The organism is Lentzea rhizosphaerae, from assembly GCF_042649515.1.
Lineage (GTDB): Bacteria > Actinomycetota > Actinomycetes > Mycobacteriales > Pseudonocardiaceae > Lentzea > Lentzea aerocolonigenes.
Map to the genome: position 1 here is coordinate 1 of NZ_JBHRZI010000004.1, position 17,311 is coordinate 17,311.

Genomic DNA, 17,311 nt, shown 5'->3' on the forward strand with positions numbered 1-17,311 from the left:
CTCGTCGGTGGGGAGGAGTCGGGTTTCGATCACGTGTTCTAATCTACCGCAAGATCACAATCAGATAACGGTAAAGCAGAACACGATAGGGTGAATCGCCCAGCCGACCCACAGGGGAACGCGATGCCGAAGGCGAGCCGTACAGGGCTATGCGAACGCAGGCAAGCGGTAATGAGGTGAGTCGACCAACAAACGCGACCACGCACGCGTGCGATTGGGGCTTGACTTTGGGAGCGAGGTGCTAGCCTTTCCGGATCGGGCGGGTGCGGAGCATCCGACCTTTTCCGCCCGACACAGCGCCTCGCAAGGGCCCCGAAGTCAAGCCCCAATCGCAATCGTCGCGAAGCGGCGATGAAAAGACCCGGCTCGTCATACGACCCAAAGCGGCCACCAACCCAAGGCGACACGTCCAGCACAAGGCGACCACCCCGCTGGAACCCGCGCCGAACCACCGCAAGCCGACCCGCAGACCGCGCAACCAGCCCACCAACCACCCGCAACCCGACCCACCCGGCCCCGCAGTCGAGCAGCCGACCGGGGCGAGCCGGCGCACGCGGCCTGGATCCGCGCGACGATCCTCGGCTGATCAGTCCGGTACCGCGAACGCGGCCTCCAGCGGTGGCAACGCGGCACGGGCGTCGGCGCCCGCGAACCACAACCCCACCACGAACGCCGACATCGCTTCCAGGTACCGGGCCCGGTTCAGCCCACCGGCGCGGACGGGCTCCGCTTTCAGGTCGCGGACGAGCTCCTCGACCTGGGTGAGGGCGGACGCGTCATCACCGCACAGCGGAACGGCGAGCCGTCGCCCCTCGAACACCCGCTCGGCTGACTCCCACACCTCGGCCGCGCACAGGTTGAACGCCTTCACGACCCGCGTACCCGGCGCCAACATCGCGACACGTTCCGCGACGGCGTCCTCCCCCAGCACCGTGTTCCCGTCGTCCGGTTCGAACGCGTTCGTGCAGTCGATCAGCGTCTTCCCGGTGAAGTCGGCCTGTGACAACACTTCCGTCAACGCCGGCACGGGCACGGCCAGCACCACTACGTCGCCGAACTCGACTGCGGCACGGATCGAGTCCCGCCTGCCGTACCGGATCTCGTGCCCCGCGGCGGACCAGCCGCCGCCCAGTGCTCGTGCCATGTGCCCGGCACCGATGATTCCTATTCGCATGCCGCCGAAGGTAGGAAGTCCGAAAGGCACCCTCGGGTGCGCAACGGCGCTGGCAGGCTGAACGGCGTGAGCGAACAGAGGGACCTGGGGCCGTACGGCGACTTCGAGGCCGACTGCCCGGCGCGGATCGCGGTCGACCTCTTCAGCAACTCCTGGCTGACCGTGATCGTCTACACGCTGCGCGACGGCCCGATGCGCCCCGGCGACCTGCGCGCCACGATCGGCCACATCAGCCAGAAGATGCTGACGCAGACGTTGCGGCGCATGGAGAACATGGCTCTCGTGGAACGCCGCCGCTACGCCGAGGCCCCGCCGCGCGTCGAGTACTCGCTGACCGAGGCCGGACGGGACCTGCTGGTGCCGATCTTCGCTCTCGGCGCCTGGACCGAACGGCACGGAGACTCCGTGCGCAACGCGATGTTCGGCGAGAACTGAATTCGCTTGGCCCCTCGCGTCGTTGATCAGGGCGTGGCTAATGTCGTCTCGCGGCCGCATTCGACTTTCCACGACAACGAGGTGAAAAAACGTGCGTGCAATTTCGACGTTGGTGCTGACCGCGGCCGCGCTGGCCGCCACGGCACTACCCGCGGCGGCGACCCCGCCCGTCGAGGCCGCTGTCGTTCTCCAGGCCCAGGGACGACTGGAGGCGCGGGGTGCCGCTGTCACCGTGCCAACCCGTGTGAAGTGCCAGAACGGCGCTTCCGGGTCGCTGTGGGTGCAGGTCACGCAGAACGTGCGCGGCGAGCTCGCGGTCGGCGAGAAGTACACGCCGACCGTTCCGTGCACCGGTGACTTCCACAAGGTGAACGTCACCGTGGTGTCGCGGACGAAGGCGTTCCGGCCGGGTGTCGCATTCACGACCGCGACGCTGAACGTCTATCTTCCGCCGGACAATTCGACCGTGATCGAGGAAGAGCGGGAAATGATGCTCGTCCGCTAGTCAGCGTTTCACGGCACTGGACGCGCGGACCACGAGTTCCGGCTTGAACTTCACGTGCCGGTGCTCGTGGTCCGGATCGTTCTCCGACAGCAGCAGCTGGGCGGCGGTGCGGCCCAGCTGTTCGCGCGGCTGGCGCACCGACGTCAGCGGCACGGCGGCGGCCGCGGCGAACTCGATGTCGTCGTAGCCCACCACGGCAAGATCGTCCGGCACGCGCAGCCCCTGCTGGGTCATCGACTGGAGCAGGCCGAGCGCGAGCAGGTCGTTGGCGCAGAACGCCGCCGTGGGACGACGCGAGGAGGGCAGGCCCACCAGCCTCTCCCCCGCGCCGCGGCCTTCCGCCACCTGCAGACCCTTGGTCTCCAGCACCGTGAGCGCGTCGGCGGGCAGTCCGGCGTTCGCCAGCGCGCGCAACGCCCCGTCGCGGCGGTCGCGCACCTGCTGTATCGACAGCGGGCCGCCGACCATCGCGATGCGGGTGTGTCCGTTCTCGATCAGGTGGGTCACCGCGAGCTCGCCCCCGAGCACGTCGTCGACCGCGACCGAGCAATGCGCCCCGTTCGTCGTCTCGCGGTCGACCAGGACGACGGGGGTGCCGCGCTCGGCGAACTGGGCGCTCTCGGCGTTGACCGGGGTGATCAGGATGCCCTCGACGCGCTGCTCGTGCAGCAGCTCCAGGTACTCGCGCTCACGGCCGTCGTCCGACGCGCTGTTGCACAGGAACAGCGCGAGACCCGCTTCCCGCGCCGCGTCCTCGACCCCGCGCGCCACGTCCGTGAAGAACGGGTTCGCCGCGTCGAGCACGACGTAGGCGAGCACCCGGCTGCGGCCCGCTCTGAGCTGGCGCGCCGACTCGTTGCGCACGAAGCCGAGCTCCTCGATCGCGGCCAGGACCCGCTGGCGCGTGGCGGGCGCGACGACGTCCGGCCTGTTCAGCACGTTCGAGACGGTCGCGTTCGAGACGCCGGCGTGCTGCGCGACGTCGCGGATGCCCACAGACGGCTTCACGGGCGGCTCCTCTGGTCCTCGGCACGTTTGTTGAAACGTGACAACGAATCGTACCCCGTGTCCCTTGACATGTTGGCGTAACGCACTCAGAGTTCTCGTAACTCAGCCGTTAAAACGTTTCAACATCGAGGAGACGGAACGTGGACGGACCTCCCGTGGTGGCTCTGGACGAGGTGAGCAAGTCCTTCGGCGCCGTCCGCGCGCTGTCCGGGGTGTCGCTGCGGTTGCTGCCCGGCGAGGCCCACGCGCTGCTCGGCGAGAACGGTGCCGGCAAGTCGACGCTCATCAAGACGCTGGCCGGGGTGCACCGCCCGGACGCGGGCCAGGTGCTCGTCGACGGTTCCGCACAGAGGTTCTCCGGGCCGGCCGACGCGCTGGCCGCGGGCATCGCGATCATCTACCAGGAGCCGACGCTGTTCGGTGACCTCACGGTCGCCGAGAACGTCTTCATGGGACGCCAGCCGCTCGGGTTCGGCCGCCGCATCGACGTCGCCGAGATGAACTCCCGCACGTCGGAACTGTTCGCCCGCCTGGGTGTCAAGCTCGACCCCGCCAGGCCGGCGCGTGGACTGTCCATTGCGGACCAGCAGCTGGTCGAGATCGCCAAGGCGCTGTCGTTCGACGCCCGCGTGATCGTCATGGACGAGCCGACGGCGGCGTTGTCCGCGCACGAGGTCCAGCGGCTCTTCGGTGTGGTCAAGGCGTTGCGCGACCAGAACGCCGCGGTGCTGTTCGTCTCGCACCGGCTCGACGAGGTGTTCGCGTTGTGCCAGCGCGCGACGGTGCTGCGCGACGGCGAGTTCGTCTGGTCCGGTGAGCTCTCCGGTGAGACGCCGGACTCGCTGGTGCGCCGGATGGTCGGCCGCGAGCTGTCGCAGCTCTTCCCCAAGGAGGACACGACGGCCGGCGACGTGCTGCTCTCCGTGCAGCGCCTCACCCGCGAGGGCGTGTTCACCGACGTGTCGTTCGACGTCCGCGCGGGCGAGATCGTCGCGCTGTCCGGACTGGTCGGTGCCGGCCGGAGCGAGGTCGCGCGGGCGGTGTTCGGCATCGACCGGCCCGACGGCGGATCCGTGCACGTGCGCGGCAAGAAGCTCAAGTACGGCTCCCCCACCGCCGCGATGGCCGCGGGCATCGGGTTCGTGCCGGAGGACCGCCGCCAGCAGGGGCTCGTGATGGACGCGTCGATCGAACGCAACACCGCCCTGGCCTCGCTGGGAAGGCTGTCGACGTTCGGTTTGCTGCACAGGAGTTCCGAACGCGCCCTGGCACAGGACTGGGCGGTGAAGCTGCGGCTGAAGTTCGCGAAGCTGAGCGACCCCGTCGGGGTGCTGTCGGGCGGCAACCAGCAGAAGGTCGTGCTCGCGAAGTGGCTGGCGCGCAAGCCTTCCGTGCTGATCGTCGACGAACCGACCCGCGGCATCGACGTGGGGACCAAGGCCGAGGTGCACCGGCTGTTGTCGGAGCTGGCCGGACAGGGCGTCGCGGTGCTGATGATCTCGTCGGAGCTGCCGGAGGTCCTCGGGATGGCCGACCGGGTGCTGGTGATGCACGAAGGCCGGTTGGTGGAGGAGCTGTCGCGGGCGGACGCGACCGAGGAGCGGGTGGCGATGGCCGCCGCTGGGCAGGTGGCGCGATGACCACGCAACTCGTTGCACCGCCGGCCGCCCGCCGCACCGCCGCCCGCCGCCTCACCACCCGAGTCGGCCGCGTCCGCGAGCTCGGCATCGTCGTCGCCCTCGCCCTGGTCGTCATCCCGACGGCGATCGTGAACCCGCGGTTCGTCCAGCCCCAGAGCCTGCGCGACCTACTCCTGAACGCCTCGATCGTCGCCCTCCTCGCGGTCGGCCAGACGCTCGTGGTCATCACCCGCAACGTCGACCTGTCCGTCGGTTCGGTCCTCGGCCTCTCCGCTTTCCTCACCGCGCAACAGTTCGCCGACCACCCCGGCACTCCGGTCATCGCGGGCATCGGGTTCGGCGTCGCGGTAGGACTTGCGTGCGGTCTGCTCAACGGACTGCTGGTGGCGCTGGGCAACGTCCCCAGTCTCGTCGTCACGCTCGGCACGCTCTACGTGTTCCGCGGCATCGACTACGCCCTGGCCCAGGGCAAGCAGGTCAACGCCGCGAACCTGCCGGACGCGCTGCTGGACCTGGGCAGCGCACGGATCCTCGGCATCCCGATCCTCGTTCTCGTCACGGTCGTGGTGATCGCGGTCGCCGCCGTCTACCTCCGCTCCTACCGGTCCGGACGCGAGCTGTACGCGATCGGCTCGAACCCGGAGGCCGCCACGCTGGCGGGCATCCCGGTCGCCAAGCGCACGCTCACCACGTTCGTCCTTTCCGGACTCGTCGCCGGGCTGGCCGGCGCGCTGTGGGTGGCCCGGTACGGCACGGTCGACGCGGCGGCGGGCACCGGGCTGGAGCTCCAGGTCGTCGCGGCGGTCGTGGTCGGCGGTGTCGCGATCTTCGGTGGCTCCGGAACCGTTGCGGGAGCGGCACTCGGCGCTCTCCTGCTGGGCACGATCACCAGCTGCCTGGTGGTCCTGCAGATCCCCGCGTTCTGGCAGCAGGCGATCTCGGGCGCGTTGCTGCTCAGCGCCATCACCGTCGACCGGCTCCTGGCTCTGCGCCTGGCCAAGGCCTTGCGCACCACGGAAGGGACCAGCCATGCGTAACCTCCTGCGGTGGGAGACCGCGCTGGTGTTCCTGCTGATCGTCGTGGCGCTCACCGGCCAGGTCAGCACGGACGGGTCGTTCCTGTCCGGCGGCAACCTCTTCTACCTCGGCCTCGACATCGGCGAGATCGCGCTCATCGCACTGCCGCTCACGCTGGTGATCGTGGCGGGCGAGATCGACCTGTCCGTCGCGTCGGTGCTCGGCCTGTCGAGCGCGCTGATCGGCTGGCTGTGGAACGCGGGCTGGTCACTCGAAACCATCCTGCCCACGGTGATCGTCGTCGGTGCGATCTGCGGCGCGGTCAACGGACTCCTGGTCACGCGGCTCGGGCTGCCGAGCCTCGCGGTCACCATCGGCACGCTCGCGCTCTACCGCGGCCTCGCGCTCGTGGTCCTCGGCGACACGGCGGTCGCGGACTTCCCGTCCAGCTACACGGAGTTCGGCACCACACCGGTGCCGGGCACCAACATCCCGTACCCGATCCTGCTCGCGGCCGTCCTCGCGGTCCTGTTCGGCATCGCCCTGCACGCCAGCTCGTTCGGCCGGTCCGTCTACGCGATCGGTGCCAACGAAGAAGGCGCGCGGTTCTCCGGCATCCGGGTCAAGCGGATCAAGCTGATCCTCTTCGTGCTCGCCGGTGCGGTCGCGGCGGTCGCGGGCATCGTCTACACCTTCCGCTTCTCCAGCGCCCGCGCCGACAACGGCGTCGGGCTGGAGCTGGCCGTCGTCGCCGCCGTCCTGCTCGGTGGCGTGTCCATCTTCGGCGGCAAGGGATCGCTCTTCGGCGTGCTCGCGGGCGTGCTGCTGCTGGGCGGTCTGCGCAACCTGCTGATCCTGCAGGACACCTCGACCGAGGTGCTCACCATCGTCACCGGCCTCCTGCTGCTGGTGAGCGTTCTCGCCCCGTCGATCACCCAACGTGTCGCCACACTACGAAAGGCCCACACATGAACACACGTCTAGTGCTCGCCCTGGTGGTGTCCGGGGCCGTCGCGCTCACCGCCTGTGGTGGCGGCACCACGAAGGACAGCGCGGGCCAGCAGACCGGCGGCGCGACCAACTCCGCGAAGGCCGACCCGAACGCGCCCGTGAAGGAAGGCCTCAAGATCACCTTCCTGCCCAAGCAGGTCAACAACCCGTACTTCACCGTGGCACAGAAGGGCGCTGAGCAGGCGGGCACGGCGCTCAAGGCCGAGGTCAAGGCGACCGGACCGTCCGACGCCGCCGCGTCCTCCCAGGTCACCTACATCAACACCGCCGCACAGCAGCAGCAGAACGCGCTCGTGATCTCCGCGAACGACGCCAACGCCGTGGCGCCGGCGCTGAAGAGCGCGCGTTCCCAGGGCCTGAAGGTCGTCACGTTCGACTCCGACGCCGCGCCCGACGCCAGGGACGTCTTCATCAACCAGGCCACCTCGAACGAGATCGCGGCCGGTCAGGTGAAGCTGATCTCCGAGGCGATCGGCGGCTCCGGTGAGATCGCGATCCTGTCCGCGACCCCGAACGCCACCAACCAGAACGCGTGGATCGAGGTCATGAAGACCGAGCTCGCGAAGCCCGAGTACGCCGGACTCAAGCTCGTGGAGACCGCGTACGGCAACGACGACGACCAGACGTCGTTCCAGAAGACCCAGGGTCTGCTGCAGGCGCACCCGAATCTCAAGGGCATCATCTCGCCGACCACCGTCGGTGTCGCCGCCGCCGCGCGGTACCTGAGCTCCAGCGAGTACAAGGGCAAGGTCCAGCTGACCGGTCTGGGCACGCCGAACCAGATGCGCAAGTTCGTCCAGGACGGCACGGTGAAGTCGTTCGCGCTGTGGGACCCGAGCAAGCTGGGCTACCTCGCCACCTACACCGCGGCCGCGCTCGCGTCGGGCCAGATCTCCGGTGCGGAGGGCGAGAAGTACAAGGCCGGTGAGCTCGGTGACTACACGATCGGCGCCAAGGGCGAGGTCGTGCTCGGCCCGCCGACGGTGTTCACCAAGGACAACATCGACAAGTTCGACTTCTGACATGCGCGTGTGCTTCACCCTGCGGGTCCGGCCCGACCGGATCGACGAGTACAAGGCTCGGCACCGCGAGGTGTGGCCCGAGATGCGGGCCGCCCTCAGTGAGACGGGATGGCGCAACTACTCCCTGTTCCTCACTGAGGACGGCCTGCTGATCGGCTACCTCGAATGCGACGACTTCGACGCGGCGCTCGCCGGGATGGCGCGCACCGAGGTGAACGCGCGGTGGCAGGCCCAGATGGCCGAGTTCTTCGAAGGCTCCGGCAACGCCGACGAACGGATGCGGCCGCTCGACGAGGTCTTCCACCTCGACTGAAAAGCTTTGGGGAGAACAATGAGTGTGAAGGACGCGTTGCGGGAGCAACGGATCGAGACGCCGTCGTGGGCGTACGGCAACTCCGGTACCCGGTTCAAGGTGTTCGCGCAGCAGGGAGTTCCGCGCACGCCGTACGAGAAGATCGACGACGCGGCTGTCGTGCACCGGCTCACCGGTGTCGCGCCGACCGTCGCGTTGCACATCCCGTGGGACAAGGTCGACGACTACGGCAAGCTCGCCTCCTACGCCCGCGACCGCGGTGTCGCGCTCGGTGCCATCAACTCCAACGTGTTCCAGGACGACGACTACAAGCTCGGCAGCGTGTGCCACCCGGACGCGGCCGTGCGGCGCAAGGCGATCGGGCACCTGCTCGAGTGCGTCGACATCATGGACCAGACCGGATCCCGCGATCTCAAGCTCTGGTTCGCCGACGGCCTCAACTACCCGGGCCAGGACAACATCCGCGCCCGTCAGGACCGGCTCGCCGAGGCGTTGCAGGAAACCTGCGACCGGCTCGGTGCCGATCAACGGATGCTGCTGGAGTACAAGTTCTTCGAGCCCGCGTTCTACACGACCGACGTGCCGGACTGGGGCACCGCGTACGCGCACTGCCTGACGCTGGGCGAGAAGGCTCAGGTCGTGATCGACACCGGCCACCACGCACCGGGCACGAACATCGAGTTCATCGTGTCGTTCCTGTTGCGGGCGAACAAGCTCGGCGCGTTCGACTTCAACTCGCGGTTCTACGCGGACGACGACCTGATGGTGGGCGCGGCGGACCCGTTCCAGCTGTTCCGGATCATGCACGAGATCGTGCTCGCCGACGCCCTGAAGCCGGCGGCGGGCATCGCGTTCATGCTCGACCAGTGCCACAACCTGGAGCCGAAGATCCCGGCGATCATCCGGTCGGTCCTCAACGTCCAGGAAGCCACCGCGAAGGCGTTGCTGGTCGACCACGAGGCACTCGACGCGGCGCAGCAGGCCGGGGACGTGCTCGGCGCGAACGCCGTGGTGATGGACGCCTACAACACCGACGTCCGCCCGTTGCTCAGGGAACTGCGCGAGGAGATGGGGCTCGATCCCGATCCGATGGCCGCGTACCGGCGGTCCGGGTACGCCGAGCAGATCGTCCGTGAACGAGTCGGTGGCGAGGCCGCCGGATGGGGTGCCTGAGATGAGTCACGTCGAAGCGCTGCTGGGCCGGAGCAACCGGCTCGGCAGCGACCCGCGCAACACCAACTACGCGGGCGGCAACACCTCGGCCAAGGGTGAGGAGGTCGACCCGGTCACCGGCCGGCCCGTGGAACTGGTGTGGGTCAAGGGGTCCGGCGGCGACCTGGGCACGCTCACCGAAGCTGGGCTCGCGGTGCTCCGGCTCGACCGGCTGCGCGCGCTGACCGACGTGTACCCGGGAGTCGAGCGCGAGGACGAGATGGTCGCCGCGTTCGACTTCTGCCTGCACGGCAAGGGAGGCGCGGCGCCGTCGATCGACACGGCCATGCACGGTCTGGTCGACGCGGCGCACGTCGACCACCTGCACCCGGACGCGGGCATCGCGTTCGCCACCGCCGCGGACGGCGAGGCACTGGTGAAGGCGTGCTTCGGCGACCGGGTGGCGTGGGTGCCGTGGCGGCGGCCCGGATTCCAGCTGGGACTCGACATCGCGGCCATCAAGCGGGACAACCCGCAGGCCATCGGCGTGATCCTGGGCGGGCACGGCATCACCGCGTGGGGTGCGACGAGCGAGGAGTGCGAGGCCAACTCGCTCGACATCATCAACACCGCTCAGCGCTACCTCGACGAGCACGGCCGCGCCGAGCCGTTCGGACCGGTGGTCCACGAGCCTCTCCCCGAGGAGGAACGCCGGATCAGGGCCGCCGAGCTCGCACCGGTGATCCGCGGCCTGGCCTCGACGGACTCCCCGCAGGTCGGTCACTTCACCGACACCGACGTCGTGCTGGACTTCCTTTCCCGCGAACGGCATCCGGAACTGGCCGCGCTCGGCACGTCGTGCCCCGACCACTTCCTGCGCACCAAGGTCCGGCCACTGGTGGTCGACCTGCCGCCCACCGCACCGCTCGAAGACGTCGTGGAGCGGCTGCACCACCTGCACACCGCCTACCGCGAGGACTACCAGGCCTACTACGAGCGGCACGCCGAACCGGACAGCCCGGCGATGCGGGGCGCGGACCCGGCCATCGTGCTCGTTCCCGGCGTCGGCATGTTCAGCTTCGGCAAGAACAAGCAGACCGCACGGGTCGCCGGTGAGTTCTACGTCAACGCCATCAACGTGATGCGCGGCGCCGAGTCGATCTCCCGGTACGCGCCGATCGAGGAACGCGAGAAGTTCCGCATCGAGTACTGGGCGCTCGAAGAGGCCAAGCTGCGACGGATGCCGAAGCCCAAGCCGCTCGCCACCCGCGTCGCGCTCGTCACCGGCGGCGGTTCCGGCATCGGACGGGCCATCGCGCGACGGCTGGCCGCGGAAGGCGCGTGCGTGGTGGTCGCCGACCGCGACGCCGACGCCGCACGGGAGGTGGCCGAGGGCATCGGAACCACCGACGTCGCGGTGCCGGTGACCGTCGACGTCACCGACGCGGCAGGCATCGCCCACGCGTTCCGGGAGGCCGCGCTCGCGTTCGGCGGGGTGGACCTGGTGGTCAACAACGCCGGTCTGTCGATCTCCAAGCCGCTCGCCGACACCACCGAGGCGGACTGGGACCTGCAGCACGACGTGATGGCCAAGGGCTCGTTCCTGGTGTCCCAGCAGGCGGCGAAGGTCATGCGGGCACAGCGGATGGGCGGCGACATCGTCTACATCTCCAGCAAGAACGCCGTCTTCGCGGGCCCCAACAACGTCGCGTACGGCGCGGCCAAGGCCGACCAGGCGCACCAGGTCCGGTTGCTGGCGGCGGAACTCGGCGAGGACGGCATCCGGGTCAACGGCATCAACCCGGACGGCGTGGTCCGCGGCTCCGGCATCTTCGCGGGCGGCTGGGGTGCCCAGCGCGCGGCCGTCTACGGCGTGCCGGAGGAGAAGCTCGGCGAGTTCTACGCCCAGCGCACGCTGCTCAAGCGCGAGGTCCTGCCGGAACACGTGGCAGCGGCGGTGTTCGCGCTGACAGCGGGCGAACTGTCGTTGACGACAGGCCTGCACGTGCCCGTGGACGCCGGTGTCGCCGCGGCGTTCCTGCGATGAGAGCAACGGTCGCGGCCGTCGACCTCGGCGCCTCCAGCGGCCGCGTGCTGCTGGGCAGTGTCGGCGACGGCAAGCTGCACACCGAGGAGGTGCACCGGTTCCCCAACGGGCCGGTGCGCCTGCTCGGCACGTTGCACTGGGACGTCCTGGCGCTGTACCGGGAGGTGCTGACGGGTCTGCGGCTGGCCGCCGAACTGGACTCCGTCGGCCTCGACAGCATCGGCATCGACAGCTGGGCGGTCGACTACGGCCTGCTCGACGCGCGCGGTGCGTTGCTGGGCAACCCGGTGCACTACCGCGACTCCCGCACCGAGGGCATCACGCCGGCGGAGGGGCTGTACGAGCTCAACGGGTTGCAGTTCCAGCCGTTCAACACGATGTTCCAACTGATGGCGGAGCCGTTGCTGGAGCACGCTTCGCAACTCCTGCTGATCCCGGACCTGCTGTCGTACTGGCTGACCGGCGAACGCGGCGCCGAGTACACCAACGCCACGACGACCGGCCTGATCGACGTCCGGAGTGGACGGTGGTCGCCCGAGCTGACGCGGGACCTGCCCTCCGGTCTGCTGCCGGACCTGCGTCACCCCGGCGATGCCGCGGGCACGTACGAGGGCGTTCCGGTCACGGCCGTCGGCTCGCACGACACCGCGTCGGCCGTCGTCGCCGTACCCGCCTCGACCGAGCGGTTCGCCTACATCTCGTGCGGAACGTGGTCACTGGTCGGGGTCGAACTCGACTCCCCCGTGCTCACCGCCGAGAGCAAGGCCGCCAACTTCACCAACGAGGGCGGGGTGGACGGCACGATCCGCTACCTCCGCAACGTGATGGGCCTGTGGCTGTTGCAGGAGTCCCTGCGGTCGTGGAACACCAGCCTCGAACCGCTGCTGAAGGAGGCCGAACACGCACAGGGCTCGGTCTTCGACCCCAACGACCCGGTGTTCCTCCCGCCCGGTGACATGCCGGCGCGGATCCAGCAGTGGTGCGGGAGGACCATGACCAGGCCGGAGATCGTCCGGTCCGTTCTGGACAGTCTCGCGATCGCTCACCGCGATGCCGTGGCGGACGCGCAACGGTTGTCCGGCAAGGAGGTCGAGGTGGTGCACATCGTCGGCGGCGGCTCGCACAACGAGCTGTTGTGCCAGCTCACCGCCGATGCGTGCGGTCTGCCGGTGGTGGCCGGCCCCGCCGAGGCGACCGCGCTGGGGAACGTCCTGGTGCAGGCACGTGCCGTGGGCGCGGTCCACGGCACGCTCGCCGACCTCAGGAAGTTGGTGCGGGAGTCCCAGCCGCTGCGGCGGTATCTCCCCCGCTGAGCAGCAGGTAGGCGCTGGCCGTCCACGTGTAGGCCCGGTCGCGCAGGCCCTGCCCGGTGAGCGCGTCGAAGTTCTCGGCAAACCCGGACTTCTCGCACGTCGCCCGGAACCGCGCGCTCACCTGGTCGGCCAGCTCCACCGCGCCACCCCGGCGCAGACCGTCCTCGATCAGCACCGTGGCCGGGGCCCACACCGGGCCCCGCCAGTACCCGTCCGCCTCGTAGTACGCGGAGCTGGGCAGTTCCGTCGCCGGGCCGATCGAGGTGAGGTGCTCCGCGACGCCCGCGCACAGCCGGTCGAACACCTCGCGCGGCAGGTGCTCCCCCAGCACGACGGGCATGAGGTCGAGCAGGCTCGCGGTGGACCGGAGCTCCCCCGACACCACTGCTCTGCTGACGAACCTGCTGCCGTCCCACAACTCCTCCAGCATCGCGGCGAGCATTTCGTCGGCTCGTTCGCGCCACGGGATGTCGTCGCCCAGTTCGGCGGCGAGCACGGCGAGTTCTTTCATCTGCAGCACCATGAACGCGGCGAGGTCGGCGGACTCGACGAGCCGTTCCTCCCGGAACACCGTCGAGTTGTCCCAGCCGCTGTCGTTGCCGTGTTCGTAGTACGGCAACCTCCTGCCCGGCGCCCGCCGGTGGTCGAGCCAGAACGACGTCCAGGCGGAAAGCTGCCGGTAGGCCAGCTCCGGGTCGGGCAGCCCGCCGGGCAGCAGTGAGCGCAACCGGCTGAGAGTCCAACCGTGGATCGGTGGTTTCACGAAGTTGCGCAGCACCTCGGAGTGCGTGATCGAGTCGGGCAGCGCACCCTGCGCGTCCTGGTGGTCGAACACCACCTGGAACTGGTGCCAGGCCAGCTCTGGTGCGCCGGGTGCGAGGGCCAGCGCGTTGAAGCAGTGGTCCCAGCTCCACACCTTGTTCATCCAGTGCTTCGACATGAGCACCGCCGGGCGCCCGACGAATCCTGCCGGTGCCACGGTGGCCGACCAGAGCACGTAGCAGGCGAGTTCGGCGGCAGAAGCACCCGACGGTGCCACGGCGTCGACGAACCGGCCGAACTCGGCACGGGCGGCACTCACCTCGCCGGCGAACCCGGTACCGCCGCTGAACGGCTCCTTCGCCGTCGTGAGCTCCTCGATCACCAGCTCCCACGGTTCCGCGCCCAGCACGACCGCCCGGTCCGCGGTCCCGAGGTCCTCCGCGCCGACGTGCTTCGACTGTCCGGAGAGGACGGTCACGCGGAAGCGGTGGCCGGTCTCGTAGGAGGTGAACACCGCCCCGCCGGACGGTTCGGCGAAGAAGTACGTGCCGGTGAACGGGGTCAGCGTGCGTTCGGCGGCGGCGACGCGCATCCCGAGGCCGCTGCCCGAGAGCCGGAGTGTGGTCGGTGAGGAGAACACGGCCTGGATCCGCGACTCGCCGCTGCGCCACGTGAGGACCGCCGGGTCGGCGATGATCTCGGTGGGCCGCGAGGGCACCAGGGACAGCACGGCGTGCATGCCGTTGCGGTGCGAGACGACGTGCACGTCCTGCGCGTACCTGGCCAGTCCCACCACCGGAGAGAGGCCGAACCACGCGCCGGACCGGCTGAACGGGATCTCCCGCACGGAGAACTCGGTGGCCACAGGGTTTTCCTTTCAGTCCTTGACGGCACCGGAGGTGACACCCGCGGCGACGTAGCGCTGGGCCACCACGATGAGCACCGTCGCGGGCACGGACGCGACCACGGCGGTGGCCATGATCGAGTTCCACTCCTGGTTGTTGTTGCCGATGTAGCGGTAGATGCCGAGAGTCAGCGGCTGCATCCGGCCGCCGGAGTCGAGGGTCGCGGCGAAGAGGAAGTCCGACCACGCCCACAGGAACGAGAACAGCGCGGCGGTGATCAGGCCGTTGCGGCTCGACGGCAGCACGATCGACACGAACGACCGCCACGGCCCGGCGCCGTCGATCCTGGCCGCCTGCAACACCTCGTCGGGCACGGAGGCCATGAACGAGGTGAGGATCAGCGCGGCGAACGGCACCGCGATCGTCGAGTCCGCGAGAACCAGTCCCCACACGGTGTTCGTGATGCCGAGCTTGACGTAGATGCCGTAGAAGCCGAGCGCCATGATGATTCCGGGGATCATCTGCGCGACCAGCAGCAGGAAGCCGAGCGTCCGCCGACCGGCGGGGCGGAGCTTGGCCAGCGAGTACGCGGCCGGTGCCGCCAGTGCCAGAGTCAGCACGACCGTGCCCAGCGCCACGAGCAGGCTGGTGCCGAGGTACGGCAACTGTTCGCGCAGCACCCGCTCGTACCCCTCGGTCGTGGGATGGACGGGGTACAAGCTGGGCGGTTTGCGCATGTCGCTCATCGGTGTGAGCGACACGTTGATCATCCAGTAGACGGGGAAGAGCATCAGTGCCGTCAGCAGTACGCCGACCGCGGTCCTCATGAGAGCTCCTGCCTGCGCTGCGTCCGGATGTACAGCAGCCCGGCCACCACGGCGATCAGGATGAGCACGTTGCCGACGGCGGCGCTGGGTCCGAAGCGGGGCAGCGCGTTGCCGAAGCCCAGTTCGTACGACCAGGTCGCGAGGGTGGTGGACGACCCGCTCGGGCCGCCCTTGGTCATGATCCAGATGACGTCGAACACCTTGAGCGTGTAGACGAGCCCGAGCAGCAGGGTGATCGCCGAGACCGGGCGCAGCAGCGGGAACGTGACGTGCCAGAACGTCTGCCAGCCGCTCGCACCGTCCAAAGCGGACGCTTCGTAGACCTCGCGCGGGATGTTCTGCAGCCCGCTGTAGAGCACGACGAGGTTGAACGGGATGCCGATCCAGATGTTCGCGATCGTCACCGACACCAGAGAGAAGTCCGGCGAGGTCAGCCAGTTGACCGGGTCCAGCCCCACGACCTTCAGGGCTGCGTTGACCAGACCCGACTCGCTGTTGAGCAGCCACGCCCACGTCGACGCCGAGACGATCAGCGGCAGCAACCACGGCACGAGGAACAACGCCCGCAGCGTCGCCGAGAGCCGGAAGCCGCGGGCGAAGAACAGCGCTGCCGCGAGCCCGATCGCGTACTGGAAGAACAGGGACACCGCCGTGAACAGCACCGTGTTCAGCAACGCCGAGCGGAAGGTCGGGTCGCCGAACACGGTGAGGTAGTTGGCGAACCCGACCAGCGGCGCACCGCCGTGGACGAACGAGCGGACGGTGTACCCGCGCACGCTCAGGTCGAGGTTGGTGAACAGCGGATACGCGTAGCACACCGCGAGGTACGCCACGAGCGGGACCAGGAAGGCCCAGCCTGCGAGCCTAGAACGCACCGGCAACCTACTTCGCCGACGCCTGCGCGTCCCGCAGCGCCGCCTCCGGCGCCTTGGCCCCGGTGAGAGCGGCCTGCACGGCACCCCACAGCGGCTGGGAGATCTTCGGGTACTTCGTGCCGAGGTTGTCCCCGGTGCGGCCCTTGGCGTTCTTGACCGCCTCGACCCAGACCTTCAGCTCCGGGTTCGCCGAGACCTGTTGCTGCTGCACGGAAGGCACGGCGGAGATGTAGGTCAGCGCGGTGTCCGCGGCGAGCACCTTGTCCGGCGCGGTGAGGCAGGTGGCGATCTTGCCGGCCTTCGCTTCGGTGTCCTTGTTGTCCTGCACGGGAACGGTGACGAACTCACCCCCGGTCGGCGCGGGCGCGGTTCCGCCGGTGCGGCCGGGAATCGCGATCACGCCGTACTCGAACCCGGTCTTCTTCGCGTTGCCCAGCTGCCAGGTGCCGTTCTCGGCGAACGCGTAGTCGCCGGTGGCGAACTCCTGCCAGCTGGTCGTCTGGGTGTTGCCGACGACCGAGTTCGGCGCGTAACCGTTGTCCAGCCACGACTTCCACAGCTCGAGCGCCGTCTTCCCGGACGGCAGGTCGGTCAGCGACCCGCCCGCGCCCCAGAACCACGGCAGGAACTGGAAGGTGCCCTCCTCGGTGCCGATCGCGGAGAACGTGATCCCCTTCTTGCCCGCGGCCTTCACCTTCGCCAGCGCCGCGTTCAGCGAGTCCCAGTCCTTGACCGACGCCGGGTCGACGCCCGCGCCGGACAGCACTGCCTTGTTGTAGTAGAGCGCCAGGGTGTTCGCGCCGATCGGCACACCGAAGTTCTGGCCGTTGAGGGACCCGGCGGCGGCGAGGTTCGGCGAGACCTGTTCGGCGTCGAGCCCCGCCTCCTCGTTCGTCTTCAGCACCCCCGCTTCCGCGAGCGTCGACACGACGGGGTTGTCCACCACCAGCACCTGCGGCGCGGTCCGCTGCTGCGCGGCGAGCAGGACCTTGCTGGTCAGGTCGGTGGTGTCGTAGGCCTGGCGCTGGATCTTGACGCCGGCCTCGGTCCCGCACTTCTCGATCGTCTTCACCCAGTCGGACTCGGCGGTGAACTGCGGGTACGGGTCCCAGACGGAGAACGTGTCCGGGGTCGTCGCGGTGGTCGGCGCGGACGAGCACGCCGCGACGAGCGCGACCAGACCGAACGTGGCCAGCAGTCTGGTGGGGACAGAGGTGGGAGACATCGGGGGTCCTTCCTTGCGGCTGCGCTGGCGACAAGAGGTCGAACCGGTTCGATTTGTGAAGTGGGCGTCAACGTAATCGGCTGCACTGAGGTCGTGCAAGAGGCGAAGTTCTACGATGTTGTGCAGTCGAACCGGTTCCC

The 17,311-nt window shown here is 69.1% G+C and carries 16 protein-coding genes; 10 read left to right on the forward strand and 6 right to left on the reverse strand.

Annotated features, from left to right (window positions below; translation table 11 throughout):
- Positions 1-586 precede the first annotated feature (586 nt).
- Positions 587-1,174 carry an NADPH-dependent F420 reductase gene (locus ACFOWZ_RS01675; protein ID WP_382367495.1) on the reverse strand — a complete coding sequence of 196 codons (588 nt, stop codon included), beginning with the start codon at positions 1,172-1,174 and terminating at the stop codon, positions 587-589.
- A gap of 66 nt (positions 1,175-1,240) precedes the next feature.
- On the opposite strand from ACFOWZ_RS01675, the gene ACFOWZ_RS01680 reads away from it, so the two are divergent.
- Together ACFOWZ_RS01680 and ACFOWZ_RS01685 are read left to right on the forward strand one after the other, a co-directional pair.
- Complete coding sequence (locus ACFOWZ_RS01680; protein ID WP_382367498.1) at positions 1,241-1,609, forward strand: winged helix-turn-helix transcriptional regulator; 369 nt, start codon at positions 1,241-1,243, stop codon at positions 1,607-1,609.
- Positions 1,610-1,700: 91 nt separating this feature from the next.
- Positions 1,701-2,114, forward strand: coding sequence for a hypothetical protein (locus ACFOWZ_RS01685; RefSeq protein ID WP_382367501.1), 414 nt, complete (start codon positions 1,701-1,703; stop codon positions 2,112-2,114).
- On the opposite strand, the gene ACFOWZ_RS01690 is transcribed toward ACFOWZ_RS01685, so the two are convergent.
- On the reverse strand, positions 2,115-3,122 hold the full coding sequence (locus tag ACFOWZ_RS01690; protein ID WP_382367504.1) for a LacI family DNA-binding transcriptional regulator: 1,008 nt from the start codon (positions 3,120-3,122) through the stop codon (positions 2,115-2,117).
- Positions 3,123-3,262: 140 nt separating this feature from the next.
- Between ACFOWZ_RS01690 and ACFOWZ_RS01695 the strand changes: the two genes are divergently transcribed.
- The 8 genes from ACFOWZ_RS01695 to ACFOWZ_RS01730 are packed head-to-tail and all read left to right on the forward strand — an operon-like array spanning position 3,263 to position 12,637.
- Positions 3,263-4,762 (forward strand): sugar ABC transporter ATP-binding protein, encoded by a 1,500-nt coding sequence (locus tag ACFOWZ_RS01695; RefSeq protein ID WP_382367507.1) that lies wholly within the window; start codon positions 3,263-3,265, stop codon positions 4,760-4,762.
- Complete coding sequence (locus ACFOWZ_RS01700) at positions 4,759-5,799, forward strand: ABC transporter permease (protein WP_382367510.1); 1,041 nt, start codon at positions 4,759-4,761, stop codon at positions 5,797-5,799. Before ACFOWZ_RS01695 ends, ACFOWZ_RS01700 begins: the two co-directional genes overlap by 4 nt.
- Positions 5,792-6,751: an ABC transporter permease gene (locus ACFOWZ_RS01705; RefSeq protein WP_382367513.1), complete on the forward strand. Its 960-nt coding sequence runs from the start codon at positions 5,792-5,794 to the stop codon at positions 6,749-6,751. The genes ACFOWZ_RS01700 and ACFOWZ_RS01705 overlap by 8 nt, the downstream gene beginning before the upstream one ends.
- The gene (gene rhaS, locus ACFOWZ_RS01710; protein WP_382367516.1) at positions 6,748-7,812 is read left to right on the forward strand and encodes a rhamnose ABC transporter substrate-binding protein; all 1,065 of its coding nucleotides are present in this window, start codon (positions 6,748-6,750) and stop codon (positions 7,810-7,812) included. Before ACFOWZ_RS01705 ends, rhaS begins: the two co-directional genes overlap by 4 nt.
- A 1-nt stretch (position 7,813) precedes the next feature.
- Complete coding sequence (locus ACFOWZ_RS01715) at positions 7,814-8,125, forward strand: L-rhamnose mutarotase (protein WP_382367519.1); 312 nt, start codon at positions 7,814-7,816, stop codon at positions 8,123-8,125.
- Positions 8,126-8,143: 18 nt separating this feature from the next.
- Positions 8,144-9,298 carry an L-rhamnose isomerase gene (gene rhaI / locus ACFOWZ_RS01720; protein WP_382367522.1) on the forward strand — a complete coding sequence of 385 codons (1,155 nt, stop codon included), beginning with the start codon at positions 8,144-8,146 and terminating at the stop codon, positions 9,296-9,298.
- Position 9,299: 1 nt separating this feature from the next.
- Positions 9,300-11,324: a bifunctional aldolase/short-chain dehydrogenase gene (locus tag ACFOWZ_RS01725; protein WP_382367525.1), complete on the forward strand. Its 2,025-nt coding sequence runs from the start codon at positions 9,300-9,302 to the stop codon at positions 11,322-11,324.
- On the forward strand, positions 11,321-12,637 hold the full coding sequence (locus ACFOWZ_RS01730) for a rhamnulokinase (protein WP_382367528.1): 1,317 nt from the start codon (positions 11,321-11,323) through the stop codon (positions 12,635-12,637). The genes ACFOWZ_RS01725 and ACFOWZ_RS01730 overlap by 4 nt, the downstream gene beginning before the upstream one ends.
- Here ACFOWZ_RS01730 and ACFOWZ_RS01735 read toward each other — a convergent pair.
- Genes ACFOWZ_RS01735 through ACFOWZ_RS01750 form a run of 4 tightly spaced genes read right to left on the reverse strand, consistent with a single transcriptional unit; the run spans position 12,585 to position 17,171 of the window.
- Entirely contained in the window at positions 12,585-14,264 is a 1,680-nt protein-coding gene (locus ACFOWZ_RS01735) for an amylo-alpha-1,6-glucosidase (RefSeq protein WP_382367531.1), read from the reverse strand. The two genes, ACFOWZ_RS01730 and ACFOWZ_RS01735, sit on opposite strands and share 53 nt — an antisense overlap.
- Positions 14,265-14,276: 12 nt before the next feature.
- Positions 14,277-15,071 carry a carbohydrate ABC transporter permease gene (locus ACFOWZ_RS01740; protein WP_382367534.1) on the reverse strand — a complete coding sequence of 265 codons (795 nt, stop codon included), beginning with the start codon at positions 15,069-15,071 and terminating at the stop codon, positions 14,277-14,279.
- Positions 15,068-16,030: a carbohydrate ABC transporter permease gene (locus tag ACFOWZ_RS01745; protein WP_382367537.1), complete on the reverse strand. Its 963-nt coding sequence runs from the start codon at positions 16,028-16,030 to the stop codon at positions 15,068-15,070. The genes ACFOWZ_RS01740 and ACFOWZ_RS01745 overlap by 4 nt, the downstream gene beginning before the upstream one ends.
- On the reverse strand, positions 15,954-17,171 hold the full coding sequence (locus ACFOWZ_RS01750) for a sugar ABC transporter substrate-binding protein (RefSeq protein WP_382367540.1): 1,218 nt from the start codon (positions 17,169-17,171) through the stop codon (positions 15,954-15,956). The genes ACFOWZ_RS01745 and ACFOWZ_RS01750 overlap by 77 nt, the downstream gene beginning before the upstream one ends.
- Positions 17,172-17,311: the final 140 nt, after the last annotated feature.

Coding starts and splice junctions, on each gene's coding strand:
- ACFOWZ_RS01725 (WP_382367525.1), top strand. CDS start 9,300: ATGAGTCACGTCGAAGCGCTGCTGGGCCGGAGCAACCGGCTCGGCAGC.
- ACFOWZ_RS01675 (WP_382367495.1), bottom strand. CDS start 1,174: ATGCGAATAGGAATCATCGGTGCCGGGCACATGGCACGAGCACTGGGC.
- ACFOWZ_RS01730 (WP_382367528.1), top strand. CDS start 11,321: ATGAGAGCAACGGTCGCGGCCGTCGACCTCGGCGCCTCCAGCGGCCGC.
- rhaI (WP_382367522.1), top strand. CDS start 8,144: ATGAGTGTGAAGGACGCGTTGCGGGAGCAACGGATCGAGACGCCGTCG.
- ACFOWZ_RS01705 (WP_382367513.1), top strand. CDS start 5,792: ATGCGTAACCTCCTGCGGTGGGAGACCGCGCTGGTGTTCCTGCTGATC.
- ACFOWZ_RS01700 (WP_382367510.1), top strand. CDS start 4,759: ATGACCACGCAACTCGTTGCACCGCCGGCCGCCCGCCGCACCGCCGCC.
- ACFOWZ_RS01750 (WP_382367540.1), bottom strand. CDS start 17,171: ATGTCTCCCACCTCTGTCCCCACCAGACTGCTGGCCACGTTCGGTCTG.
- rhaS (WP_382367516.1), top strand. CDS start 6,748: ATGAACACACGTCTAGTGCTCGCCCTGGTGGTGTCCGGGGCCGTCGCG.
- ACFOWZ_RS01715 (WP_382367519.1), top strand. CDS start 7,814: ATGCGCGTGTGCTTCACCCTGCGGGTCCGGCCCGACCGGATCGACGAG.
- ACFOWZ_RS01740 (WP_382367534.1), bottom strand. CDS start 15,071: ATGAGGACCGCGGTCGGCGTACTGCTGACGGCACTGATGCTCTTCCCC.